The 24,678-nt window shown below is 54.2% G+C and carries 19 protein-coding genes; 13 read left to right on the plus strand and 6 right to left on the minus strand.

The features are described 5' to 3' along the window. Positions 1-7: 7 nt before the first annotated feature. From IEV97_RS09705 to IEV97_RS09720, 4 genes are all read left to right on the plus strand, one after another. Positions 8-304 (plus strand): antibiotic biosynthesis monooxygenase family protein, encoded by a 297-nt coding sequence (locus tag IEV97_RS09705; protein ID WP_188501317.1) that lies wholly within the window; start codon positions 8-10, stop codon positions 302-304. Between the two features lie 48 nt (positions 305-352). After that, a complete protein-coding gene (locus tag IEV97_RS09710) occupies positions 353-856 on the plus strand; it encodes an ankyrin repeat domain-containing protein (RefSeq protein ID WP_188501318.1) in 504 nt (167 codons plus the stop codon). A 33-nt stretch (positions 857-889) separates the two neighbouring features. Further along, the gene (hrpB, locus tag IEV97_RS09715) at positions 890-3,433 is read left to right on the plus strand and encodes an ATP-dependent helicase HrpB (protein ID WP_188501319.1); all 2,544 of its coding nucleotides are present in this window, start codon (positions 890-892) and stop codon (positions 3,431-3,433) included. A 197-nt stretch (positions 3,434-3,630) separates the two neighbouring features. Continuing rightward, the gene (locus tag IEV97_RS09720) at positions 3,631-3,861 is read left to right on the plus strand and encodes a hypothetical protein (protein ID WP_188501320.1); all 231 of its coding nucleotides are present in this window, start codon (positions 3,631-3,633) and stop codon (positions 3,859-3,861) included. A 543-nt stretch (positions 3,862-4,404) separates the two neighbouring features. Here the strand turns inward: IEV97_RS09720 and IEV97_RS09725 are convergent. The 3 genes from IEV97_RS09725 to IEV97_RS09735 all read right to left on the minus strand — a co-directional run bounded on the left by IEV97_RS09725 (position 4,405) and on the right by IEV97_RS09735 (position 8,006). Continuing rightward, positions 4,405-5,805 carry a M16 family metallopeptidase gene (locus IEV97_RS09725; protein ID WP_188501321.1) on the minus strand — a complete coding sequence of 467 codons (1,401 nt, stop codon included), beginning with the start codon at positions 5,803-5,805 and terminating at the stop codon, positions 4,405-4,407. Positions 5,806-5,810: 5 nt separating this feature from the next. Further along, on the minus strand, positions 5,811-7,265 hold the full coding sequence (locus tag IEV97_RS09730; RefSeq protein WP_229733883.1) for a M16 family metallopeptidase: 1,455 nt from the start codon (positions 7,263-7,265) through the stop codon (positions 5,811-5,813). Between the two features lie 183 nt (positions 7,266-7,448). Next, positions 7,449-8,006, minus strand: a complete 558-nt coding sequence (locus IEV97_RS09735; RefSeq protein ID WP_188501322.1) for a fasciclin domain-containing protein — start codon at positions 8,004-8,006, stop codon at positions 7,449-7,451. A gap of 102 nt (positions 8,007-8,108) precedes the next feature. On the opposite strand from IEV97_RS09735, the gene IEV97_RS09740 reads away from it, so the two are divergent. From IEV97_RS09740 to IEV97_RS09750, 3 genes are all read left to right on the plus strand, one after another. Continuing rightward, the gene (locus tag IEV97_RS09740) at positions 8,109-9,722 is read left to right on the plus strand and encodes a class I SAM-dependent methyltransferase (RefSeq protein ID WP_188501323.1); all 1,614 of its coding nucleotides are present in this window, start codon (positions 8,109-8,111) and stop codon (positions 9,720-9,722) included. Positions 9,723-9,732: 10 nt separating this feature from the next. Continuing rightward, the gene (locus tag IEV97_RS09745) at positions 9,733-10,182 is read left to right on the plus strand and encodes a GNAT family N-acetyltransferase (RefSeq protein WP_188501324.1); all 450 of its coding nucleotides are present in this window, start codon (positions 9,733-9,735) and stop codon (positions 10,180-10,182) included. A gap of 381 nt (positions 10,183-10,563) precedes the next feature. Continuing rightward, positions 10,564-12,495, plus strand: coding sequence for a M13 family metallopeptidase (locus tag IEV97_RS09750; RefSeq protein ID WP_188501494.1), 1,932 nt, complete (start codon positions 10,564-10,566; stop codon positions 12,493-12,495). Positions 12,496-12,618: 123 nt separating this feature from the next. On the opposite strand, the gene IEV97_RS09755 is transcribed toward IEV97_RS09750, so the two are convergent. Beyond that, positions 12,619-14,136, minus strand: a complete 1,518-nt coding sequence (locus IEV97_RS09755; protein ID WP_188501325.1) for a malate:quinone oxidoreductase — start codon at positions 14,134-14,136, stop codon at positions 12,619-12,621. A 302-nt stretch (positions 14,137-14,438) separates the two neighbouring features. On the opposite strand from IEV97_RS09755, the gene IEV97_RS09760 reads away from it, so the two are divergent. Beyond that, the gene (locus IEV97_RS09760; RefSeq protein WP_188501326.1) at positions 14,439-15,446 is read left to right on the plus strand and encodes a hypothetical protein; all 1,008 of its coding nucleotides are present in this window, start codon (positions 14,439-14,441) and stop codon (positions 15,444-15,446) included. Here the strand turns inward: IEV97_RS09760 and IEV97_RS09765 are convergent. Together IEV97_RS09765 and IEV97_RS09770 are read right to left on the minus strand one after the other, a co-directional pair. Beyond that, positions 15,443-16,975, minus strand: coding sequence for a sensor histidine kinase (locus IEV97_RS09765; protein ID WP_188501327.1), 1,533 nt, complete (start codon positions 16,973-16,975; stop codon positions 15,443-15,445). The genes IEV97_RS09760 and IEV97_RS09765 overlap by 4 nt on opposite strands. A gap of 14 nt (positions 16,976-16,989) precedes the next feature. Next, entirely contained in the window at positions 16,990-18,144 is a 1,155-nt protein-coding gene (locus IEV97_RS09770; RefSeq protein WP_229733884.1) for an acyl-CoA dehydrogenase family protein, read from the minus strand. Between the two features lie 394 nt (positions 18,145-18,538). On the opposite strand from IEV97_RS09770, the gene IEV97_RS09775 reads away from it, so the two are divergent. The 5 genes from IEV97_RS09775 to IEV97_RS09790 all read left to right on the plus strand — a co-directional run bounded on the left by IEV97_RS09775 (position 18,539) and on the right by IEV97_RS09790 (position 24,651). Then, positions 18,539-21,046 carry a penicillin-binding protein 1A gene (locus IEV97_RS09775; protein ID WP_188501329.1) on the plus strand — a complete coding sequence of 836 codons (2,508 nt, stop codon included), beginning with the start codon at positions 18,539-18,541 and terminating at the stop codon, positions 21,044-21,046. Positions 21,047-21,071: 25 nt separating this feature from the next. Next, on the plus strand, positions 21,072-21,194 hold the full coding sequence (locus IEV97_RS20140; protein WP_262890290.1) for a hypothetical protein: 123 nt from the start codon (positions 21,072-21,074) through the stop codon (positions 21,192-21,194). A gap of 156 nt (positions 21,195-21,350) precedes the next feature. Then, positions 21,351-22,025 carry a response regulator transcription factor gene (locus IEV97_RS09780; protein ID WP_188501330.1) on the plus strand — a complete coding sequence of 225 codons (675 nt, stop codon included), beginning with the start codon at positions 21,351-21,353 and terminating at the stop codon, positions 22,023-22,025. Beyond that, on the plus strand, positions 22,025-23,299 hold the full coding sequence (locus tag IEV97_RS09785) for a sensor histidine kinase (protein WP_188501331.1): 1,275 nt from the start codon (positions 22,025-22,027) through the stop codon (positions 23,297-23,299). Before IEV97_RS09780 ends, IEV97_RS09785 begins: the two co-directional genes overlap by 1 nt. 62 nt (positions 23,300-23,361) lie before the next feature. Continuing rightward, positions 23,362-24,651 carry an SdiA-regulated domain-containing protein gene (locus tag IEV97_RS09790; protein WP_229733885.1) on the plus strand — a complete coding sequence of 430 codons (1,290 nt, stop codon included), beginning with the start codon at positions 23,362-23,364 and terminating at the stop codon, positions 24,649-24,651. Positions 24,652-24,678: the final 27 nt, after the last annotated feature.

Consider the following 24,678-nt stretch of genomic DNA (forward strand, 5'->3'; position numbering starts at 1 on the left):
ACGAACTATGTATATAGCCATGAGCCAGTTTGAGGTTGCCAACGGAATGGCAGCCGATGTGAAGGAAGCATTTGTGAACCGACCGCACCTGGTCGACCACGAGAAGGGCTTTCTGGGCATGAAGGTGTTCACTCCGCAGGAGAACGAAAACGAGTTTTGGGTGATGACCACCTGGACCGACGAGATCAGTTACAGGGAATGGTACAAGGAGCACATGAAGGCCTCACACGAAGGTATACCGAAAGGCTTGAAACTGGTGCCCGGTAGCCTCAAAGTACGATTCTTTGACCTAGTGAGTGACTAAATCAGATTTTTATCGTAGGAAAGGCAAAGACCAAAAGCCCTTGTCCCGATGACTTTCTACTCTACAAGACCTGTTGACATCCTGTTTGATGCCGCCCGGCGCGGCGACCTCATGCTTCTGAAACAACTGATTGATGAGGGCGTTGACGTAAATGAACCGGGGCCCCGCGGCTTCACGCCCCTGATCATTGCCACCTACAACAACCAGCCCGTAGCTGCCCGCATGCTGCTGGAAGCCGGCGCTGACGTAAACGCACAGGACCTGTCCGGAAATACCGCCCTAATGGGCCAGTGCTTTAATGGATACGAAGGTATAGCCGAGCTATTGCTGGAATACGGCGCGGACCTCGACCTGCAGAACGGCAGTGGCGGCACCGCCCTGATGTTTGCCACTATGTACGGCCGTACCAACATGGTTAAGTTTATGCTCGAGCACGGCGCCAACCGGGAGCTACGCGACATCCGCGGCCTGACAGCCCAGCAAATGGCCGCCCAGGTCGGAAACGAAGAAGCGCTGAAGCTTTTCGAAGCCTCCACAAAAAGCGCTACCTGATAAGTTTATTTATTTTTCGGAAATTGCGGCGACATGTCGCACGCCCTTTCTATACCTGAATTGCCGGAGCTCCCTGTAAAGGAAGCCCTTCCCAGCCTGTTGCAGGCGCTCGCTGCCACCAATCGTGCTGTGCTGGAAGCCCCTCCGGGAGCAGGAAAGACCACACTCGTTCCCCTTACTTTACTCCAGGCAGACTGGCTGCAGGGCGGCAAGGTGCTGGTGCTGGAGCCCAGGCGACTGGCAACCCGTGCCGCTGCCCAGCGCATGGCCGACCTGATGCAGGAGCCGCTGGGCCAGACCGTAGGCTACTGGGTGCGCATGGAGCATGTCGTGTCCTCCCGAACCCGCGTGGAAGTAGTAACAGAAGGCATCCTGACACGCATGCTGCAGGAAGACCCTGCCCTGGAAGGTGTTTCCGCCATCCTCTTCGACGAGTTTCATGAACGTAGTCTGCAGGCCGACCTTGGCCTGGCGCTGGCGCTGGACGCGCAGGCCGTCCTCCGCCCCGACCTCCGCATTGTGATCATGAGTGCCACCCTCGATGCGACAGGTATAGGCAAATGGCTGCAGGCCCCCGTCATCCGGAGCGATGGCCGCCTCTACCCTGTCGAAACGCACTACCTAAGCCCAGCTGAAATTGCCGCAGCCGGCACACGGCCTGCTGAGCGTCTGCAGCAGCTGGTACCCAAAGCCATTTTCAGAGCATTGCGTGAAGAACCTACCGGCGACGTATTGGTCTTTCTGCCAGGTATGGGTGAAATGCGCCGGGTAGCAGAGCAACTGGAAAGCAGGCTGCCAGGCGATGTGGAACTGCACCTACTGCACGGCGATCTGGCGCTTAGCCGTCAGATGGCCGCCATCCAACCCTCCCCTTCCGGCCGCCGGAAAATAGTGCTGGCCACCAGTATTGCCGAAACCAGCTTAACCATAGAAGGCGTTAAAATTGTCGTGGATGGGGGCTTCGCACGCGTGCCTCGTTTCCTGCCCCGTACCGGTCTCACCACGCTGGTCACCACGCCGGTATCCAAAGCAGCCGCCGACCAGCGCCGCGGACGTGCCGGGCGATTGGGGCCGGGTGTCTGCTACCGACTATGGTCCACTGCCGATCAGCTGCAGCTCCCTGAGCGGCAGGACCCTGAAATCTGCGAGGCAGATCTGTCGGGTGTGGCATTGGAGCTGTCCTTGTGGGGTGTAAAAGACGTGACCACCCTGCAGTGGCTGGATGCACCACCCGCAGCAGCCCTTTCCCTGGCACGTGACCTGCTTTTGCGACTGGAAGCCATTGACAGTTCAGGTCAGGCCACAGCCCATGGGAAGGCCATTGCCTCTATGGGACTTACGCCTCGCCTTGGGCACCTGGTGATCCGGGGGCACGAAATGGGTCTGAGCGAAACGGCCTGCACCCTGGCTGCGCTGCTGGCTGAGCGTGACATCATCCGGGCGCAACAGCCCTTCAGCACGCCACTGCCCGATCTGGCGCTGCGGCTTGAGCTACTGGCAGGCAAGCGTCCTCCTATACCTGGCTTTGTGCGCGACGAAAATGCCATACGGCGCGTGCAGGAACAGGCCCAGCACCTGCGCCAGCGACTCCGTGCCCCAAAAGGAAATATCGAAGTGCATGCGGCCGGCCTCCTCACCGCACTGGCCTACCCCGACCGGCTAGCGCAGCGCGAGAGCACGGGCAAGGTACGGCTGATCACTGGGCAAATTGCCTCACTCCCCACCGAGTTATTCTCGGAAGCAGCCTACTACGGCATAGCCCACCTCGATGCGGGGCAACATCCACGCATTCTGCTGGCTGCGCCGCTCAGCAAGGACGAAGTGCTCGAACATTTCGAAGCACAGCTCATAAATACCGAAGAGGTTCGCTGGGACGATGCCGGCGGCCGTGTGCATGCCCGTCGCATCGTCAAACTGGGCGCGCTGGTGCTAGAAGAAAAGCAGTTGACACAACCTGATCCGGAGCAACTGGCAGCTGCTCTCCTACAGGCTTTACAGGACAAAGGTATAGCACGCCTCCCCTGGTCAGATGAAGGAGTTCGCACCCGCCAGCGGATCACGTTTCTACAACAGATTGCACCGGACGAGTGGCCGGATGTATCGGACCAGGCGCTGGAAGAGACTATAGTGGAATGGCTCCTGCCGCACCTGGCAGGCTTGCGCAGCATGGAGCAGGTCAGTCGACTTGATTTCAATAACATCTTACTATCGATGCTAACCTGGGAACAGCAGCAGGAACTGGACAAGCTGGCTCCCACCCATCTGCAGGTACCAAGTGGCTCCCGCATCGCACTGGACTATGCCAACCCCGACACCCCAGTACTCGCTGTACGCCTGCAAGAGGTTTTTGGTCTGCTCGACACACCCCGGATTGCGGCAGGCAAGGTACCGCTGCTCATGCACCTGTTATCTCCCGCTTCACGCCCCGTACAGGTTACCCGTGACTTGCGCAGTTTCTGGAATGCCGGTTATTTTGAGGTAAGAAAAGACCTGCGCGGGCGCTATCCCAAACATCATTGGCCAGAAGATCCGCTGAGTGCTATACCTACCCGCAGCATAAAAAGGAAAGGTAGCTAAACTATACATGGTGGGCTCCTGAAACGGGCGGGAACATTGTGAGTCCTGCTTTAAATAGAACATTATCAAGAACATACAAACTAAAAAGCACTGACTTACAACCTTTTACACCAGCAATACCGTACAATTAATCAATATATGTTCTGCTTAACTTAAAGGCGAACATTGTATTATAACCAAGTTAAAACTATAAGACCATGAAAAAGATATTATATACAGGTTTCGGTATACTGTTTGGCACAATGGCTTTAGTAGCCTGCGATAACACGGACAGGACTGGCACAACAGAAAGTGATACTGAAAGAGTAGTCGACCGGGACTCTGTAGCCACCGAGTATGAAGTGACAGAAACCGTTGTGGATTATGACACTACTAAGAACACGAAAAAGGTGGATGTCGATCGTGATAAGGAACGGGATAACAACTAAAATTAAAATATTTTTTGGGTAAACGTAACCCTGCCTGAATAGCCGCCGTATAAAAGAACGGCTAAAAGTTGAAAAGTTAATTGTTACAGACTAATCTTTTCAATATAGAAGAGCTCCTTTTCGAAGGAGCTCTTCTTTTTTTGTCCGGTCTATACTGCCTCCGTATAGTTCTCCCCGTTTTCACTGATAGCCTTATTCGACAATATACAATATAGGCGCAAAGCTGAATCATAAGCATTTCTATCAGCTGGATGTGATGGATAACAGCTTAAAGCCAACTTCTGCGATATATCTTGGCAAGCCTGGCCTACACACTTAATGACCAAATAAAAAATATTTTTAAGAATTCTGTAACATCCCCAAAACTGCTCCCGTATAAATGAATGGCTAAAAGTTGAAAAGTTAATTGTTTTAAAAACTAATCTTTTCAATAGAGAACAGACTCCTGATAAAGGGGTCTGTTCTTATTTTATACCTACCCCAATCAAAAAGGGGGGCCCTGACTATAGTCAGGCCCCCCTTTTTATGTTATGCCTTGTTTTATTAAAGCGCATTCTTTTTCAATTCTGCCTGGAATTTCTTCAGCTGGGGGTCAATCACTTTCTTATCCCCTACTACCACCAGGGTCATGTTCTTAGGTGCCATGTACTTTTGGGTGGTTTGCTGTACCTGCTGCGGGGTGATGGCATGAATGTTCTGTACCTGGTTTTCCAGGAAAGAATCTGGCAAACCGTGCAGTTTCAGAAAGTTAAGCTGCGACACGATGCCCCAGGGGGAAGAATTACGCAAAACAAACAGGCCAGCTTCGTAGTTCTTGATGCCTTCCAGTTCTTCCGGCTCAGGGGCCTCTGTAGCCAGGCGATTGATCTCATTCAGTATCTCGCGAAGTGAGTTGCCCGTGTGCTCGGTGGTCACGTCGGCTACCTGCGCCCAGTCGCCCACCCGGTAGCGCGCGGCCAGCGTACTGTAAGGAGAGTAGGTATAACCTTTGTCTTCGCGGATGTTGCGGGTGATGCGGGAACCAAAGGAACCGCCCAGCAGGGAGTTTGTCACACGCAGCGCCATGTAATCGGGATGGGAAGGATCCACCACTGGCAGACCAAAAACAATGGTAGACTGCGGGGCTCCCGGCCTGTCGATGACGATCATTTCGCTCTTGGTGACAGGCTTTGCAACGGTGATCTGAGGGGCTGCCCCTTTTCGCCAATCGCTTAGCTGACTGGTAAGCGCCTCCTTCATGGCACCCTGGTCAAACTTACCGGCCACGTATACCGTGGTGCGGTCGGCACCGAACTGCTGCTCGTAAAACTGCTGCACCTGCTCCCGGGTAAAGCCATCAATCATTTTATCAGTCGGGAAATCGCGGCCATAGGGGTGGTTAGGGTATAGCGCGCCTCTAAACTTCGACTGCGCGATGGCGCCCGGTTGCTGGCGCAGGAGATTGTTCTGTCGCTTGAAGTCGTTTTTGATCCGGGCCATCTCGGAGTCCGGGAAAGCCGGGTTTTTGAGCAGATCCGCCATGATCCCGACCAGTTGAGGGCCATATTCCGACAGTGCTGAACCGGAGATAAATGTCTCGTTCGGACCTACGCTCACTGAGACCGAGCCACCCAATCGGGCAACTTCCTGGGCAAGCTGCGTTGCGTTGCGCGTCGCAGTGCCTTCCTGCATCAGGTTGCCTACAATATCGGCCAGACCGTTTTGCTGGGCCGTTTCGTGGACGTTTCCTACCTGTACCACCATGCTGACCACCACTTTCGGTACGTCGCCATAAGGCACCATGACAGCAGACAGGCCGTTGTCCAGCTCAAATTCCTGTTTGGCGGGCAGTTTAAAATCCCGTGGCTTGCCCCCTTCTGGTGGCGTCTGCTTTTGAGCGGCGGCTATACCTGCTGTCAGGGTCAGGATAGCGCTCAAGGCTATTGAGAAGATCTTTCTATTCATGGCGCTTAGCTTTTTGCAAGTGGGTTAACAACAAGAACAGTGCGGTTGGTCGGACGCAGGTACTCCTCGATGGTCTTGCGGAGCAATTCAGGCGTCACTTTCCGGAACTCTGACTCCAGCCGGTTGATGCGGGCCGGATCATCGTCGAACAAAGCAAAGGTGGCCAGCAGATCGGCTTTGCCGAAACCTGAGGAGGCGCTTACCTGATCGTAGAGGGAAGAGCGTATCTTCACAATCGCCAGGTCAATCAACTCCTGGTCAATTCCTTCCTGCTGCAGCTTCTGAATCTCTGCGTCCAGCACTTTCACGATTTCATCGGATTTCACATTCTGGTCATGGATCAGGCTGCCCATCCAGAGCATCGGGCCGTTGTAATTATACATATTGCCCAAAAAGGCGTTGATGCCGCCATCCACAGAAGCGGTATAGCCCCGCTCCTGTACCAGCGCCTGGTACAGACGACTGTCGTTGCCCTGCAACAGGATCTGGTCAAGCAGCCCCATGGCGTAGTACTCCGGAGAGTTGCGCTCGGGCATGTGGTAGGCAAAAGCCAGGGCCGGGCGATTTGCGAGTTTGTCGTCTTTGGTGAAGCGCTGCTCTTTTTCCTGGCGCGGTTCGGTAAGGTCGACGGGTGCCGGTAAGTTGACGGAAGGTATGCCGCCAAAGTACTGCTGAATCCAGTTTTTGGCATCACCCGCCTCAAAGTCACCCACCACGACGAGTACGGCATTGTTTGGAGAGTAGAACGTGTCAAAAAAGGACTGCACATCCTTGAGCGTGGCTGCATCCAGGTCTTTGAGGTCGCCATAAAAGTTATGTGCATTGTACCAGTTCTTGTTGGCATACTGCGGCATGTCGAGCCAGGGAAAGCCACCGTAAGGCTGGTTGAGTACGTTCACCTTCACTTCGTTTTTCACCACGCCCTGCTGGTTGGTCAGGTTCTCCTGGGTGATGTTGAGCCCCTTCATGCGGTCAGCCTCAGCCCAGAGCATGGTTTCCAGCTTATGCGCCGGCACGATCTCAAAGTAGTTGGTGAAGTCAAAACGGGTGGAGCCGTTCAGGATGCCACCGTTTTTCTGAATGAGCTGAATGAACTCCATCTTGCCCAGGTTATCGGAGCCCTGGAACATCATGTGCTCAAACAGGTGGGCGAAACCAGTGCGGTCTTTGGGCTCGTTCCGGAAGCCGATGTTATAGTACACGGCGATGGTAGCTATGGGAGCCGTCTTGTCCTGCGACAACACGACCTTCAGGCCATTGTCCAGGGTATAGTAGTCCACCGGGATCTGATAGGCTGATTCGGTCCCCGTATTCTCCGGGGTTGCGGGGACGCTCTCCGCTGTTGCCGTAGTGGTATCTGGAGACTGGGTCGTGGTCCGCTGTCCGCAGGCACTCCAACTGAGCAGCAATGCCAGGGCGCCCCATCTCACATAGTTTTGAAAAGGTGTGTGATTCATCATGCGCTGATTTTAAGGTGGAAACTTAGATAAGCCTTAATTCAGGAGATAGTACGTAAACGAACTAAAATATATGCCAAAAAATATGGTTAATTTTAAAATAAGCCTTGCACTATATAAAAAAGAAAGCCTGTGCATAAATCTCTTATGCACAGGCTTTACCTTCTTGCTAAGCGATAAAATTCTTTATTCCGGCAACAAGACCTGGTCTATTACGTGAATGATACCGTTTGAAGCAGGTATAGAAGCAATGATCTTGACGCCGTTGACAGTTGGCTGATCGCCTTCCAGACCGAGATTCACGCGACCACCGTTTACCTGGCCAAGCGTCATGTCGTTGTCAAAACGCTCAGCAGGGATAACACCCACGTACACGTGGTATTGCAGGATGTTCCGTAACTTACTGCGGTTCTCTGGTTTCAGAAGGTCGTCTACTGTGCCTGCCGGCAATTTATCGAAAGCGGCATTGGTAGGCGCAAATACTGTGAACGGGCCTGCATTGGTCAACGCATCCACGAGCCCGCCGGCTTTTACGGCGGCTACCAGCGTAGAGTGGTCCTTCGACCCGGCTGCGATCTGCACCACGTTCTGCTGCGACTGGTCATCAGCTACGGCAGACTGGCCTGCGGCTTGTTCGGTTTCTGCTTCAGGGGCCGCTACAGCCGTCTCGGGCTGGCTCTCCGTATTGCACGAGGTCAGCAGACCAAAGGCAATAGCTATCAAGGCAACATGTAAACTTTTCATTTTCGTTAGGTGGTTTAGTTTGATGATACAATATTCCGTAATTTCCATTGTCATAAATATGATGGTGATTAGTCTAAAAGATGATATTGGTTACTATTTTCTATGAGAAGCAAAAATGAACTGCGTGAGACCATTTTCCGTCACCTGGATGGTATTGTAACAGCACCGACGGCCTACACGCTTCACAAGCACGGCGTGCTGGATTACTTGCTGCAACAGCAGAAAGCTAGCCTGGAGGAACTGGCAACCCGGTTCAAGGCAAACGACGGCTACCTGAATGTGGCGCTGCGCGTGCTCTGCTCGCAGGGTTGGCTGGAACAGGAACTGGACAATGCCACCGACCAGGTCACCTACCGCGTGGCCGACCGCGGACGCATGGCTTTTCCACTGGTATACCTGTATGAGGATGTCGTGAAGCTCATGCAGTTATCCGGCAACTACCATCCTCGCAAATTTGAAAAGGAACCGTATCAGCTTTGGGCGCAGGTGGCTGACCGGTACAAAGAAGGGTATGGCCTTAACCTTTCAGACAACCCGGAAGAGCGCACTGTGCAGGAGCAGGTACTGAAGCACATCGAAGGACTGCTGATGGGCCCGACCATTGTGCTGCTGGGCATGAACGGCATGTTTCACAAATACTTTATGGAAAGCCGCTTCAGCCCGGAGGAATTTCACGAAAACCACGAAGACTTCCGCAAGATACTGGACCTGTTCGCCCATTTGGGCTGGTTCCGGAAGGTGCGTGACCAGTATGAGTACACGGACGAAGGCATTTTCTTTGCCAAGCGGGGCAGCGCCTACGGGGTAACGGTCTCTTACATCCCGACTTTCCGCCACCTCGACGAGCTGATCTTCGGCAATCCAAACATTCTCTGGGACAAGCCGGAAGGCGCGCCCGAACTGCACGTGGACCGTGAGATGAACGTGTGGGGCAGCGGCGGAGCGCATGCCACTTACTTCAATGTGATCGACGAGATCATCATCGAGCTTTTTAACCGGCCCATCCACGAGCAGCCGAAAGGTATACTGGACATGGGTTGTGGCAACGGCGCCTTCCTGCAGCACATGTTTGAGGTGATTGAGCGGCAGACCGCCCGTGGAAAAATGCTGGACCAGTACCCGCTCTTTCTGGTGGGGGCCGATTATAACCAGGCAGCGCTTAAAGTGACCCGGGCCAACCTGATCAAAGCCGACATCTGGGCCAAGGTGATCTGGGGTGATATCGGACGTCCGGACCTGCTGGCCCAGGACCTGCGCGAGAATTACAACATCGACCTGAAGGAACTGCTTAACGTGCGCACCTTCCTCGACCATAACCGCATCTGGGAGCGGCCTGCCCAGCGCACCGAAAACAGGCAGAGCCAATCGACCGGCGCCTTCGCTTTCCGGGGCCGGCGCATAAGCAACAATGAGGTAGAGGATAACCTGCTGGAGCACCTCAAAAAGTGGACACCCTATGTGGATAAGTTCGGCCTGCTGACCATGGAACTGCATACCATCCCTCCTGCCCTGGCGGCAGCAAACCTGGGCAAGACAGCAGCCACTGCCTACGATGCAACGCATGGATTCTCAGACCAATACATTGTGGAGGTGGAAGTATTCCATAAAGTAGCAGGGGAAGCCGGCCTGCACCCTGACAAAGGGGCTTTCCGCCGCTTCCCGGACTCTGACATGGCGACCATCAGCATCAACCTGCTGAAAGGCAGAACACAGTGAGGCTATCCCTATGTTGACCATCCGCAAAGCCGAACTGAGCGATCTCAGAGCCATCAAATCCATCGACCAGCTGTCATTCGGTGCCGATAGCTACCCGCTTTTCGTGCTGCGCCAGTTCTACGATATCACGGGCGACTACCTGTTAGTTGCAGAAACGGATGGCGCTGTAGTGGGCTATATGCTGTCGCACCTGGACGTCGAAAAGAAAGCGGGTTGGCTGCTCTCGCTGGGGGTGTTGCCAGCGCACCGGGGCAAGCGCATCGGGGAAAATCTGATGACTGCCACCATGGCCCTGATGGAAGCCAAAGGCGTGAGGGCGCTATACCTGACCGTGCACCCTGACAATGCCACCGGCATCAGCATCTATACCCGTCTTGGTTTTAGCGTGCAGCAGGAAGTTCCGGACTACTATCTCGACAACAGCCCGCGCCTTTTCATGAGCAGACAGGTAAAGCTGTAGCTATACCTGCGGGCTCCCAGGTGAATGGCACCAAAATTGACTCCTAAACTTTAAACCGGCTTATGGTGTTACAGGAAAGCAAGGCCTTAACACGGGCTGTCCAAAAAATAAACATCATTTTTTCGCTTATTTGCCTTATTTTAGGCCATTCAAAAAAGCCCTGTAAGCAGGACTTCTTTTTGAGCATTTTAAAACAATCAATCTAACATGAAAAACACAAAAGACACTACTAATCTGTCTCAGACTAAGGGAGAGTCGTCTGTCTGGAAAAACCGCCTGAGAATCTTACTCTTCGGTGCGGCCACTTTCTGCGCACTGGAGGCTTCGGCCCAGAACGGCGGCAAGCCTGCCGGCCAGGACAAGTTCATCGACAAGTCCAACATGGACACCAAGGTGAAGCCCGGCGACGATTTCTATACCTACGCAAATGGCGTTTGGCTGCAGAAAAACCCGGTACCTGCCAAAGAAACACGCTGGGGTAGCTTCAACCAGCTGCGCGACTTCAACATCATCGCCGTTCGCACGATCCTGAACGATGCCGCTGCCAAAACAAGCGCACCGGCCGGTTCGGTGGAGCGCCGCGTGGGTGACTTCTATGCCGCCGCTATGGACAGCGCAGCGATTGAGAAGCTGGGCTATACCCCTATCAAAGCTGATCTGGAGCGCATCAAAGGTATACAGGATGTGAACGGTGTGCTGCATGAAGTAGCGACACTGCGCAGCACAGGAGCAGCTGCCCCTATGTTTGGCTTCTATGTGGGCCAGGACCGTAAGAACGTGGAAGTGATGATTCCGCAACTGAGCCAGGGCGGCACCACCCTGCCTGACCGCGACTACTACCTGAAGAACGACGCCCGCACCACTCGCATTCAGGATGCCTACAAAACCTACATCACCAAACTCTTCACCCTGACCGGTGTTGATCAGGCTACTGCTCAGAAGAACGCCGAGACGATCTTCAACATCGAAAAGCAGATGGCAGCCGCGCAGATGGCCCGCGTGGAGATGCGTGACCCGCACAAGACCTACAACAAGTTTGCCGTAGCCGACTTCAGCAAAACCACGCCGAATATGGACTGGAAATCGCTGATGGCAAAGATGAAGGTTAGCGGTGAGGATACCGTTCTGGTGAACAACCCGAAATTCTTCACAGAGCTGAACGGCATGCTGACGGCTACCCCGGTAGCTGACTGGCAGACCTACCTGCAGTGGAACGTGCTGAAATCAGCAGCTCCATACCTAAGCTCGGATTTTGTGGACGCAAACTTCGCCTTCACCCAGATCCTCTCAGGCCAGAAGGTGCAGACACCACGCTGGCAGCGTATGTCACAGCTGACAGATGGCACTATAGGTGAGCTTCTTGGCCAGCTGTACGTGCAGAAACACTTTAAGCCGGAAGCAAAGGCGCGCATGGACGAAATGATCGCCAACCTGATCAAAGCCTACGAGATCCGCATCAAAGGACTGGACTGGATGTCTGCCGAAACAAAGGAAAAGGCACTGGCCAAACTTGGTACTTTCCGTCCGAAAGTGGGTTACCCTGAGAAGTGGAAAACGTACGATGGACTGGAAGTGAACCGCAATACCTTCTTCCAGAACGTGCGCAACGCCGGCCAGTGGGGCTACAACGACATGATCAGCCAGCTGGGCAAACCGGTTGACAGAACCAAGTGGGGTATGACGCCTCCGACCGTGAACGCCTACTACAGCCCGGTGATGAACGAGATCGTGTTCCCGGCTGGTATCCTGCAGTTCCCGTTCTTCGACCCGAACGCGGATGATGCGGTGAACTACGGTGGTATCGGTGCTGTGATCGGACATGAGATCTCCCACGGTTTCGACGACTCCGGTAGCCAGTACGACAAAGACGGTAACCTGCGCAACTGGTGGACGGCCGAAGACCGCAGCCGCTTCCAGGCAAAAGCCGATCAGCTGGTGCAGCAGTTCAACGACTATACCGTACAGGACACCATCCATGTGAACGGAAAGCTGACACTGGGTGAAAACATCGGTGACCTGGGTGGCCTGAGTGCCGCTTACGAAGCCTTTAAAATGACCAAGCAGGGCAAGTCTAAGAAGAAGATTGACGGCTTTACGCCAGACCAGCGCTTCTTCCTGGCCTGGGCACAGGTATGGAGAACGAACATCCTGCCCGAGACGGAGGCGCAGCTGATCCTGACGGACACGCACTCACCGGGTAAGTACCGCACCATTGGTGCACCCGTGAACATGGACGCCTGGTACAAGGCCTTCAAAGTGAAGCCGGGTGACGCGCTATACATTGCGCCGGAAGACAGAATCAGAATCTGGTAACCAGCGCATCGCTCAATTCAAAAGCCCTCCCGATCGTCATGATCGGGAGGGCTTTTTTTTGGGAATTTTATGGCCAGTAACCAGCGTCAGCAGGTATAGCGTTATCAGATTGTCAAGCTATACCTACTTATCCACCGTATGCTGCAGGCCAAGCACCTCGCTGGTCCAGCTGCGCACCTTGCGGAGCAGTGCCTCATTCTCTGCCAGCGATTCGCCGTAGGACGGAATCATGCGCTTTAGTTTCTGCTGCCATGCCGCTGACTGCATCTTTTCAGGAAAGCAGCGGTGCAGCAGGCTGATCATGATCGAAACAGCCGTGGAAGCTCCCGGAGAAGCACCCAATAGTGCTGCCAGCGAACCGTCGGCTCCCGCTACGATCTCAGTCCCAAATTCCAGCACGCCCCCGTGCTTCGGGTCTTTTTTGATGACCTGTACACGCTGCCCGGCCACTTCCAGTTGCCAGTCCTCGCTTCGCGCCTCCGGGTAGTACTGCCGTAGTGCCTCCACCCGCTCATCAGGCGACTGCCGTACCTGGTCAATCAGGTATTGCGTGAGCGGGATGTTCTTGATTCCTGCCGATAACATCGGGTGCAGGTTATTTACTTTAAGAGACAGCGGCAGGTCAAAGAACGAACCGTTCTTCAGGAACTTGGTGGTGAAGCCGGCATAGGGCCCAAACAGCAACTCGCGCTTGCCATTGATAAAGCGGGTATCCAGGTGGGGCACCGACATGGGCGGCGAGCCAACTGAGGCTTTGCCGTATACCTTGGCACGGTGCTGCTCTATCACAGCCGGGTTGATGCACTTGAGCCACTGCCCACTTACCGGGAATCCACCGAAGCCATCGCTCTCCGGTATACCTGACTTCAGCAGCAAGGGCAGGGAGCCACCACCCGCACCAATGAAGACGAAATTTCCCCTTACCCTATGCTTCGTACGGGTCTCACGGTGCCGGATGCGGACACTCCAGCGGTTATCGGGGCGTTGCTTCAGCTTGCGCACGTCGTAGCCAAAATACAGGTGTACGCCTTCCATCTTGCTGAGTCGCTCAAACATCGAGCGGGTCAGAGCGCCGAAATTCACGTCCGTGCCCAGGTCCATCCGGGTGGCAGCCACTTTCTCGAGCAGGTCGCGACCTTCCATCACCAGCGGCATCCAGGACTTGAGTACCTCTACATCCTCTGTATACTCCATCCCTTCAAAAAGATGGCAGGCAGTCAGGGCAGTATGGCGTTTTTTGAGGTAGTTGACATTCTCATCACCCCACACAAAACTCATGTGCGGGATGCTTCTGATAAAGCTGTCGGGTAGGTTCAGTTTACTTTCCTGAATCAGGTAGGACCAGAACTGCCGTGAGATCTCAAACGATTCAGATATACTGACAGCCTTCGTGGTGTCGATGCTGCCATCGGCTTTTTCCGGGGTATAGTTCAGTTCACAGAAGGCGGCGTGGCCGGTCCCGGCATTGTTCCAGGCGTCGGAGCTTTCAGCGGCCGCTTCATCAAGCCTTTCAAGTACTGTGATCCGCAGATCGGGTTGCAGCTCTTTTAGCATCATACCCAGCGTGGCACTCATAATCCCAGCGCCTATCAGTACGACATCCGTCTCCGACATATCGGGCAGTCTACGATCTGTTTCCATAAGAACTTCAGTTTAGGGTTTAGTAGCTATACTACGTAACACGTAGTGCAGGGTACGCTGGCCGAAGATTATCCTGCTTTTTTTAAGCGCTATCTAAGTGGCCAAAGTATATGAATCATGGGTAAACAGCATGTAATCAACAGTGAACGATGGAGGACCTACCCCTGCTGCAAGCACTTGACAAGATTTCATAAATTACTTGAACTCAAATACTTATATTACAGTTTCTAAAGCACTGAATTCCAAACCGCGCTGCTTATACCTACTGACAGCATTCCTGTCTGATGAAACAAATGATAAATATGAGTACCATTAATCCGAATATTCCATTACCTCCTTTTGCTGGTTTCAAAAAGCCCTTTTCACCAGCAAACGAGCATGACACTGATATTCTTTCCGTATGTTTTTGCCCGCAGCTAAAGCTGCTCTGCGCCAAATGGGACCGCTTTACTACTTCTGCTGAACTCAGGCAGTCGGTTCGTTTGCTTGCCCGTGCTGCCGCCATTCTCAAAGCAGAGCTTTTGCTGGTAGAGATTCCGGCGCAGTACTATGCGTCGGCGGAGGACCAGCAATGGGCCAAAAAGTTCACGCAGGAAGCCCTTAATTATACCTCCATTCTGCGGGTGGCCCGTGTAGTGCCGGCTGAGCGCAATAGTACGGTGCGGCAGGCACTGCGTTCGCTGGGCGAGATGCCGTATGAAGCGAAGGTATTTGATGACCGGGAAGCCGCCTTACGCTGGCTGCTGCGTGAGAACTACGAGGTAGTCGCGAACGAAAAGTTCATCCAGATTCCGCTACACTTCAACCTCAAACTCATACGTGCCGGGTTGAAGAACCGGGCCCAGGCGACTGTAGCGGCAGCCCCCGCACAACGAGGTAACCCTGCCAGCGAGACTGAAGCCCTGCCGGAACTGTTCACCATCGAAACAGAATTTGTGGCGATCGCGCTGCACAAGACAAAAAACTTGATGAACATACGCTGGAAGAAAGCGCCCCATAGCCGACAGTATCGCTATGGCATGCTGAAGGCGGCGCGCGCTTTGATAGAGCACCGTTTCGAGCGCTTGCTGCTCAATAACCAGCGCATGGGCGTGCTTACGCTGGAAGACCAGGGCTGGCTGATCGCTTCTGCCCAGCAATTGCTCCCTAAAACAAATCTGCGAAAACTGGCCGTGATCACATCGGCAGATGCACTACAGCAGATGAGCAGCGAAAACATTGGTAAAAAATTGAAGCAGGCCGCGCTAAGCCACCAGATCCATTACTTTCTGGCAGAAGAGGACGCGCTCGAGTGGCTGGTGGAGGACTAGTCACGCCTAGGCATAGGCAGTGTTACGGTAAAGGTGGTGCCTTCTCCTTCCCTGCTCTCAACATGTACTGTGCCCCCGCTGTTGCTTACGATGCGCTTGACTATGTAGAGACCAATACCGCTCCCCTGCACGTGCATGTGCATCCGTTTAAACAACTGAAAGACCCTTTCCTGCCGACCTGCCGGAATACCGAGGCCATTGTCCTGCACACTTAGTTGGAAACGATCACCTTTTATAGCGGCACGAATATGAATCCGTAACTGACGTTCCGGATCCTTATACTTGATGGCATTGCTCATTAAGTTGAGCAGCACACTTTTAAAATTCTTTCGTGAAAAAATAATGGCAGGAGCCTGCTCTGTGTCCACTTCGATCAAAGCACCTGCCTTTTCAATTTCGGGCTGAAGCAACTGCTGAATGTCAGCTACCATGTCTGCCACCTTAAGTTCGGTCGCTTCCTGTCCAAAACTGCGCTGAATGCGGGCGACCTCGGTCAGGTCTTCTATGGTGACCTTAAAGCGCTCCACGGAACGGCGGATGTGATCCAGTTCAGGCACCTCTCCCAGTTGTTCCTGGCTCAGGCTATCCTCCAGCAAATTGACAAGACCTTCGATGTTCAGGATAGGCGATTTGAGGTCATGCGACGCTGTGTACACAAAGGTATCCAGGTCCTCGTTCACGCGCTGGAGTTCTTTGTTGAGCTTTTGCAGTTCGTCTATGTGCGCCATCGTGCGCTGCCGGGCCTGCGTGGCCTCCGTCACATCGTTCACAATGGCAATCTTGTAGTGCGAGGCGCTGTTTGCATCAATATCGCCGATCGAAATCTCCAGAAACTTTCGCTTTTCACCTGTTCCCATCTCAAAGATGCGCTTCTGCTTGCTGTGATAGCCATCCGCTATAAAATCCTGCAAGGCGACGCGTTCCAAATCAGGGAAATGCGCCGCAAAGGCAATCCCCTGGATCTCTTTATCGGAAAGGCCCAGCAGGCGCACAATGTAATTGTTGACATTGAGCACGGTGCCGTCTTTTGCCAGTAAAGCGGCTCCGATCGGGGCTTCATCCAGTACGCGGGTCATGTAGCTGACCCGGACCTTTTCCATGTAGTGGGGTGAGAAAGCAGCGGCAGAAGAGCTGGCGGAACGGATGCGCACATAGCTGCGCCTTTGCTCGGTGCGCTGAACCGCATCCTCCAAGATCGGAACCAGGCCGGTGCCGAGTTCGTTCGCCACTGCCTGTATCGTAGGGCCTACAAAGGGAGCGAACTGCAGCGCGCTCTTCACTTTCTGATGGTTTGCCTTGTCGTTGATGAGCAGAATGGAGATGGCTTTGTCCTTCGAATAACACTGTTGCGCTATCCGGACAGGGTTCACGACCTGCTCCCCCATCAGCAGCGTGTCACATGCGGTCAGGTCGACCTTGTTGTCGACAATAGCCCCTTCGGTGATGGGCTGCAACTCAATTTCCACCAGTTGCTTCTGGAAGAGATGCAGGGTATCCTCATGCAGCCCGATGTAGTATACACACTTCATTTTGGCCGGCATCATTAACTATCCAGGATGGGTTGCTCAAGCAACGCCCTTCCGAGCCAGGTATACAAAAGATCGGTGGTGGGTGCCATCACGTGGGCGGCCCGGGCATCGCGCAGTAACACGTCAAGGCGGGAGTTATCACGGTAGGCGATGCCTCCAGCCAGGGTCATGGCCTCGTTCACTACGTCCACTGCACAATTCGCCACCTCTGCCTTTGCCGACAAAATAGGCAGCATTGCCCCCGGATCACCCAGGTCCGACAGTTCGGTGGCATGGTAGATAAGTCGACGGGTGCGTTCTATCTTAGCCCACAGCGTACCCACCCGGTGCTGGAGCAAAGCCAGCTGCGACAGCGACATGCCACTGTGGCGGTGCGTGCGATCCATGAGGTGTTGCCGGACATTGTCAAAAGCAGCCTGGGCTATACCCAGGTAGGTGCCCGACATGGCCGTGAGGAAGTAAGGTGCCACAACCTGAAAAACGTACCAGAGCTGATCGCCATGTTCGCCCAGCAAGTTCTGAGCAGGCACCCGCACGTCATTCATGGTCAGGCTGCGGGAAGAGTTGCCACGCATCCCCAGTCCTTTCCAGTCAGCGCCCCACTCCAGGCCATTGCGATCTTTTTCAACAACCACGCAGGAGAACTCGTGCAAGGTGGCATCGGGCTCTATTCCCATGGTAGACAGGACATAGGAGTCTGCTTTGCCACCGTTTGTCACAAAGGTTTTGCTCCCGCGGATCAGGTATTCGTCATCCGGCTGAAGCAAAAGCTGCGTTTGCGGGAAATAGAAATGCGAACCTGTGCCGGGTTCACTCAAGGCCAGCGTGGTCAGGTGCTCGCCGGCGGCGATCGGCTGCAGAAACTCTTTGCGCTGCTGGTCGGTAGCCTTCGCCGCGATCACTGCCGTTCCGACGCAATGCATTCCAAAGCACAGGGCCGTGGAGGCTGACACACTGCCAATGGTTTCGCAGGCACGCGCCAGTGCGTACAGCCCCTGCCCCATCCCACCTTCATGTGTTGGCACTACCAGCCCGGCAAGCCCATTGCGCTGCATCGCTCTTATGCTTTCCTCAGGCCACATCGCATCCCGGTCCACCCGCGGTGCCTCTTCCCGTATGACGGTCTGCGTGGTCTGGCTTACCAGTTGCAGTATTTGATCTAAATTCATGTAATGGCGCATAGGTTCGTGGTCTTCAGGTATAGCATACAGGGATGCTGGAAGCCATTAGGACAAATTTACCGATAAATTGGGGCTATAACTAATTTGCATCTTCTTGCGGTTAAGCCCATTATTACGCTGCTGCAGGGCCCAAAACACGTACTGCCATTTTTAGAAACAGGTTTACGGAAGATCCCCCTGATCCGATGTGAGCTTATATCCTATCGTCAAATTGAATAATATGCGGTCTGCTGGCGTTGTAATCCGAAACCTTGCGGCAAAACCGGATGTCCTGGAAAGTTTTTTTCTCGTATGGCCTCTGAAAAACAAGGCCAGGTATGGCGTGGTTATTGCCTGCCTTTTGGCTGCTGCTGCGACAGCGGTTGCGCAAAACTAACCTTATATGAAGCGATTGCTTGTAAAGCTAATAAAATTAATCACTTACGGTCTTCTGGTGCCTGTACTCAGCTTTCTGGGGACGCAGTTTCGTCTGTTTTTCAAGAGCCAGCAACCAAAACTCACCGCCACCTATTGGCAGCAGAAAGGGCAGGCGATACGCCAGTTTAACCCCTTTAAGCCCAAGATGTCAGACGTACGGGCCATCCTGCGTTTTGGCTTGAAGAGCGCCCTCTTCCTTGTACTCGCTTTCACCATCTTCTACCTGGCCGTGTTTACAGGTATAGTGGGTGGCGCCATACCTTCGCGCGCGCAACTGAAAGCGATCCAGAACAACACGGCCTCCGAGGTATACTCAGCTGACAAGGTGCTGCTGGGGCGCTATTACATTCAGGACCGCACCAACATCCGCTACGACGACATTGCGACCGTTGCCATCGATGCCCTGGTCGCAACCGAGGACGTTCGCTTTTATAAGCACAACGGTGTGGATGCCCGCAGCATGGCTCGCGTACTCGTGAAGACGCTGCTGATGGGCCAGGAAAGCGCTGGCGGGGGCAGTACCCTGAGCCAGCAGCTGGCCAAGAACCTCTTTCCGCGTAAAGGTCGCCGCCTCTGGGAAATGCCTATTAACAAGCTGCGCGAGATCATCATCGCCCGCAAGCTCGAAAGCATCTACTCCAAGCAGGAGTTGCTGGAGCTATACCTGAATACGGTGCCCATGGGGGGCAACCTCTACGGTATCGAACGGGCCTCCCGCCGCTTCTTCAACACAACCGCCGATTCGCTTAAGACGGAGCAGGCCGCCGTGCTGATCGGTATGCTAAAGGCCACGACCAGCTACAACCCACGCCTGTATCCGGAGCGCTCGCTGCAGCGCCGGAATGTGGTGCTTAACCAGATGGCCCGGTATGAGTATCTTACCACACAACAGGCTGACTCTCTGAAGAAGATACCCCTCAAGCTAAACTATCGCTATACCACCCACAACGACGGGGCGGCACCTTACTTTCGGGAGCAGCTGCGTCAGGAACTGGTGCAATGGGCAGCCACCCAGCGCAAGCAGAACGGCCAGCCTTATAACCTCTACACCGACGGACTGAAGATCTACACCACCATCGACTCACGCATGCAGCGGCACGCCGAGCAGGCGGTGCGTAAAAAAATGGCCCAGCTACAGCAGCAGTTCGACGCGCACTGGAAAGGCCGTACGCCCTGGGGCTCCGATGCCTCAGTCATTCAGCTGGCCATGGAGCGCTCTGATCGCTACAAGAAACTGAAGGCGGGCGGTGCGGATGAAGCAGAAATACTCGAAAACTTCCGGCAGCCCCTCAACATGCAGGTCTTCAACTGGAAAGGCACCACCACCAAGCCCATGACACCGATGGATTCGCTCCAGTATTACCAGCGTTTCCTGAACACGGGACTCCTGTCGATGGAGCCGGCCACGGGGTTTGTGCGTGCCTGGGTAGGCGGCATCGACCACCATGCGTTCAAGTATGACCATGTGCGCTCCCGGCGCCAGGTGGGCTCTACGTTCAAGCCTTTTGTGTATGCGGCGGCGCTGGAGAAAGGTATAAACCCCTGCGAATACTTCCCGAACGAACTGACCACCTACCCCGAATACGAGGATTGGTCCCCGCGAAACTCCAACGGCCAGTACGGCGGGGAGTACACTATGCGGGGTGCTTTGGCGCAATCGGTCAACACCATCTCGGCGCACCTGATCCTGGAGACCGGGGTGGACCGCACCGTGGCGCTGGCCAAGCGCATGGGCATCCAGCAGGACCTGCCCCGCGTGCCTTCGCTAGCCCTGGGCACGGCAGACCTCTCGCTGCTGGAAATGGTGAGCGCCTATGCGGCATTTGCGAACGGCGGCTATAAAACAGCTCCTATTTACATTGATCGGATTGAGGACCGGCAGAGTCGCGTCATTCACCAGCACCGCAGCCGAAGCGGCACCCAGCGCGTGCTCTCACGCGACAACGCGGCCATCATGCTGCACCTGCTGCAAGGCGTGGTGGAAGAAGGCAGCGCGGCCCGCCTGCGGACAGAGTATGGCCTGCGCATGGACATTGCCGGTAAAACAGGAACCTCGCAGGAGCACGCCGATGGCTGGTTCATAGGCATCACCCCGGAACTGGTGACGGGCGTTTGGGTTGGGGCGGAGAGTCCGAAGGTCAGGTTCAGGACGATCGCCGAGGGGCAGGGATCGCGTACGGCCATGCCAATCTGGGGCGAGTACATGCGTCGCGTGGCGCAGGACAAAGCGTTCGCCAGTCTGCGTACCGGCCGATTTGCACCGCTTCCCTCCCACCTGCAGGGTATGGTCAGCTGCCCGTCTTACCGCGAAGGCCCGCCTGAACCGGAAAACATCTTTGACCGGATCGCAGACACGGTTGTGAAAACCTACGAAGACTGGAAAAACCAGGCGAAGAGCAACCGCGAAAGAAAAAAGGAAGAGAAAAAGCGCAGACAGGAAGAGAAAAAGAACCGGAAAATCCGCTGGTTTTAATCCAGGCATGTGGCCTAGACCTGACATGCCTTCACGGGTCATTACTACTTTCAGGACAAGCAGGTATGCTGCTCTGAACCCGGATATGATTGACCTATACCTGTTCAGTTCGCATGCTTGCTCTTCCACAAACGAGGAAACGGTGTAAGCTGATAGTTCTTCAATCTAGGGGCTTTTGCTATACCTTGGCATGGGCTGATTCTGAAAAGGCTATACCTGTGCGTATGCTTCTACCTGCCTGGCAAAAATCGAAACAGATTGTCTTCAGATTCTTTGCGTATAATGCGTGAAATAAGCCAATCAGATGAAACTGCTGATCATAGAAGACGAGAAAGCCCTGAATGCCTCGATGGTGTCCTACCTGCAACAGGGTGGCTATACCTGCGACACAGCCCTGAACTACCACGACGGTTCCCGCATGCTGGCCGACCAGCACTATACCTGTGTGCTGGTAGACCTGACCTTGCCGGGCGGCAACGGACTGGACCTGGTGAGAGTGCTCAAGAAGAACAGTCCGGATACGGGCATCATCATCATATCCGCTAAAAACGCCCTCGACGACAAAATCACCGGACTGGAGTTGGGTGCGGACGATTACCTGACCAAGCCTTTCCACTTGTCAGAGCTCAACGCCAGGCTGCGCTCCGTCATCCGTCGCCGGAACTTCAACGGGCAGAAAGTCATCCGGATCGGAAATCTGGAAGTGTTCCCGGAGTCAGCCGAAGCGCTGGTGCAGGGGCGCAAACTCACCCTGACGAAGAAAGAGTATGACCTGCTGCTCTACTTTGTCACGAACAAAAACAGGGTGCTGACCAAAGATTCTATTGCCGAGCACCTGTGGGGCGACCACATCGAATCACTCGATTCGCTCGACTTTGTGTACACGCATATCAAAAACCTGCGCCGCAAGCTGGTGGAGGCCGGTAGTGAAGACCCGATCACGACCGTGTATGGGATGGGCTATAAATTCAGCATCTGATGCGCATTCTCACCAAGACCAGTCTCTACTACCTGCTGGTTTCCGTTATCGTGTTTTTACTGGGCGGCCTGAGCTTTTACAAGATCCTCCAGACCGAAATATATGACGAGGTAGACGACCAGCTCTTCACCGACAAAGAGAACATCATAGAATACATCCGGAGTCACAACGAACTGCCCAATGTGACGTCCGGTATATCGGAAGCCATTATCGTCAGGGAAACGAGCGCCCATGCCGGCGCCCTCGAAGCGCTGTCGGACACGCTGATCTTCAGCACTTACGATGAAGAGTACGTGCCCTTCCGCAAGCTCACCTTCACCACCTACCAGGACGGCAAACCCTTCGAGTACACCATCCTGAAGTCACTGATGGACTTTGAGGACCTGTTTGAGAGCACCATGCTGGCGATGGCCTGGATCTTTGTGTTGCTGCTCATCGGGCTGGCCGGGGTGAACTACTTCATCAACAAATACAATTGGCGCAACTTCTACGACACCCTCGAGCGGGCCAAGCGCTACAGCCTGACGCAGCGAAAACCCCTGCTGCTGAAACCAACCGATACCCAGGAATTTCAGGAGCTCAACGAGGTGCTGCAAGCCATGACCGGCAAAATCCACAACGACTACCTCAACCTGAAAGAGTTCACAGAGAACGCCTCGCACGAAATACAGACGCCGCTGGCCATCGTGAGCAGCAAACTGGAGCTCTTCATGCAGTCCGACAACCTGACACAGGCGCAGGCAGCCATGCTGGAAGAGATGCATGCTTCCATCAACCGCCTGTCACGGCTCAACCGCTCCCTGATCCTGCTCACCCGCATCGAGAACCAGGAATTTTCAGAGAACGAAATCATCCCTTTGCACGAACTGTTGCAGGAGCAGCTCGACCAACTGCACGAGATGATGCTGATGCATGACATACAGGTAGAGATCGAGGACATGCAGCCTGTTTTTGTGGAGATGAACATCGGCTTATGCGAGATTCTGATCTCCAACCTGCTGCTCAACGCCATCCGGCACAACAGCACAGGCGGCATCATCCGGATCAGCCTGCGGGCAGATGAGCTTTGCATCAAGAACTCCGGTGAGCCCCTGCAGGAAGAGCCCGTGACTTTATTTGAGCGCTTCCGGAGTGGTAACAAGCTCTCCGGGTCGATGGGAATTGGACTGGCCTTGGTCAGCAAGATCAGCGAGCTTTACCAACTCACGCCTTCCTATACCTACGAAGAGGGCCTGCACGTGCTCCGGCTGAGGTTTCAAAAAAATATTACCTAAAATCCGGTTTCTTCAGAATTGCTTCAAATTCGGTCAGTACACCCTATCAGATACACGAACGAATGATGAAGTTAAAAATGAAACATACTTATTTATGGGCGATGGTGCTTGTAGCGGGCACCACCCTAAGCAGCTGCGACCAGATCTGGTCTGCCCGAAACGTGCCGGATGCCGTGAAGGTGAAATTTGTGGAGAGTTACCCTACCATTAAACAGGTGGACTGGGAGCGAATGGACAGCCTGTACGAAGCCGAATTCAAGATCAGCGGCCGGGAGCGGAAAGCCCTTTTCCGGAAAGACGGCACCCTCATCAGCTATACCGAGGAGATCGAAGAACAGTACCTCCCCAAAACGGTAGTGGCGCAACTGCAGCAGGAATTTGACCGCTACAAGATAGAGGAAGTACATCGGGTGCAGGAAGACAACGTGACCAGCTTTGTGGTGGAGCTCGAAAAAAGTGGCCGCGACATCTGGCTGCGATACAACGAAGCGGGTGAGTTACTTGAGCAATCTACGATTCCCAGTTCCAGGATTCTGAGTCAGTCTGCTTCCCTCCTGCCTATGACTAACAAAGAAGCGACAACGGAAGACCTGGGTATGGCAGATACGCGTTGGGAGCTACCTGCTGAACTACGTGAAGTGTCAGGCATCTCGATGCTTTCAGATGGTACTATGGCCTGTGTGCAGGACGAGGAGGGCAAGATTTTCATCTATGACCTGGAACAGGAAGCGATCATCCGGGAGATTCCGTTTGCAGGGCCTGGTGACTACGAAGGTATAGCCATAGCTGGCGAGAATGCCTACATCGTGCGGAGCGACGGCACACTCTTTGAAGTAGCCGGATTTAAGGGCCAGAAGCCGGATGTGAAGGTATACGAAGCGTCTTTTCCAGCAACGATCAACATCGAAGGCCTTGCTTATGACCAGGAACAGAACCAGCTCCTGCTGGCTCCCAAAGGGCACGATCCGAAACTGAAGATGCAGAAGGGTATTTACGCTTTTTCGCTGGACTCCAAAAGATTTGTGTCAGAACCTGTCATCAGCATTTCACTGGATCAGGTAGCGCCTCCGAAGAAAGGTAAAAAACAGAAATCGGACTATGATGTGCTGCAGCCTTCCTCCCTTGAAAAGCACCCGGCTAACAACACGCTATACCTGCTCGATGCGGTCAACAACCGGCTGTATGCGATGGCGAAGGATGGAAAGCTGACCCGAACCCTGGAGCTGGACGAATCGCAGCTCCGGCAGGCGGAGGGCCTCACATTTGACCAGGACGGCGCCATGTACATTGCCAGCGAAGGCGGCAAAAAAGGAAAAGGGGTCATTCTGAAATACACCAAAAGCCTCAACTAACTCATATCGCCCGGCACCTTAAGTGTC

This window comes from Pontibacter amylolyticus (assembly GCF_014638845.1).
GTDB classification, from domain to species: Bacteria; Bacteroidota; Bacteroidia; order Cytophagales; family Hymenobacteraceae; genus Pontibacter; species Pontibacter amylolyticus.

Bases quoted from the DNA above. Each gene is read 5' to 3' on its own strand.
- IEV97_RS09780 (WP_188501330.1), top strand. From the start codon at position 21,351: ATGAAACTGCTGATCATAGAAGACGAGAAAGCCCTGAATGCCTCGATG.
- IEV97_RS09735 (WP_188501322.1), bottom strand. From the start codon at position 8,006: ATGAAAAGTTTACATGTTGCCTTGATAGCTATTGCCTTTGGTCTGCTG.
- IEV97_RS09725 (WP_188501321.1), bottom strand. From the start codon at position 5,805: ATGAATAGAAAGATCTTCTCAATAGCCTTGAGCGCTATCCTGACCCTG.
- IEV97_RS09730 (WP_229733883.1), bottom strand. From the start codon at position 7,265: ATGATGAATCACACACCTTTTCAAAACTATGTGAGATGGGGCGCCCTG.
- hrpB (WP_188501319.1), top strand. From the start codon at position 890: ATGTCGCACGCCCTTTCTATACCTGAATTGCCGGAGCTCCCTGTAAAG.
- IEV97_RS09720 (WP_188501320.1), top strand. From the start codon at position 3,631: ATGAAAAAGATATTATATACAGGTTTCGGTATACTGTTTGGCACAATG.
- IEV97_RS09790 (WP_229733885.1), top strand. From the start codon at position 23,362: ATGATGAAGTTAAAAATGAAACATACTTATTTATGGGCGATGGTGCTT.
- IEV97_RS09705 (WP_188501317.1), top strand. From the start codon at position 8: ATGTATATAGCCATGAGCCAGTTTGAGGTTGCCAACGGAATGGCAGCC.
- IEV97_RS09770 (WP_229733884.1), bottom strand. From the start codon at position 18,144: ATGAATTTAGATCAAATACTGCAACTGGTAAGCCAGACCACGCAGACC.
- IEV97_RS09745 (WP_188501324.1), top strand. From the start codon at position 9,733: ATGTTGACCATCCGCAAAGCCGAACTGAGCGATCTCAGAGCCATCAAA.
- IEV97_RS09710 (WP_188501318.1), top strand. From the start codon at position 353: ATGACTTTCTACTCTACAAGACCTGTTGACATCCTGTTTGATGCCGCC.
- IEV97_RS09750 (WP_188501494.1), top strand. From the start codon at position 10,564: ATGGACACCAAGGTGAAGCCCGGCGACGATTTCTATACCTACGCAAAT.
- IEV97_RS09775 (WP_188501329.1), top strand. From the start codon at position 18,539: ATGAAGCGATTGCTTGTAAAGCTAATAAAATTAATCACTTACGGTCTT.
- IEV97_RS09785 (WP_188501331.1), top strand. From the start codon at position 22,025: ATGCGCATTCTCACCAAGACCAGTCTCTACTACCTGCTGGTTTCCGTT.
- IEV97_RS09755 (WP_188501325.1), bottom strand. From the start codon at position 14,136: ATGGAAACAGATCGTAGACTGCCCGATATGTCGGAGACGGATGTCGTA.
- IEV97_RS09760 (WP_188501326.1), top strand. From the start codon at position 14,439: ATGAGTACCATTAATCCGAATATTCCATTACCTCCTTTTGCTGGTTTC.
- IEV97_RS20140 (WP_262890290.1), top strand. From the start codon at position 21,072: ATGCCTTCACGGGTCATTACTACTTTCAGGACAAGCAGGTATGCTGCT.
- IEV97_RS09765 (WP_188501327.1), bottom strand. From the start codon at position 16,975: ATGAAGTGTGTATACTACATCGGGCTGCATGAGGATACCCTGCATCTC.
- IEV97_RS09740 (WP_188501323.1), top strand. From the start codon at position 8,109: ATGAGAAGCAAAAATGAACTGCGTGAGACCATTTTCCGTCACCTGGAT.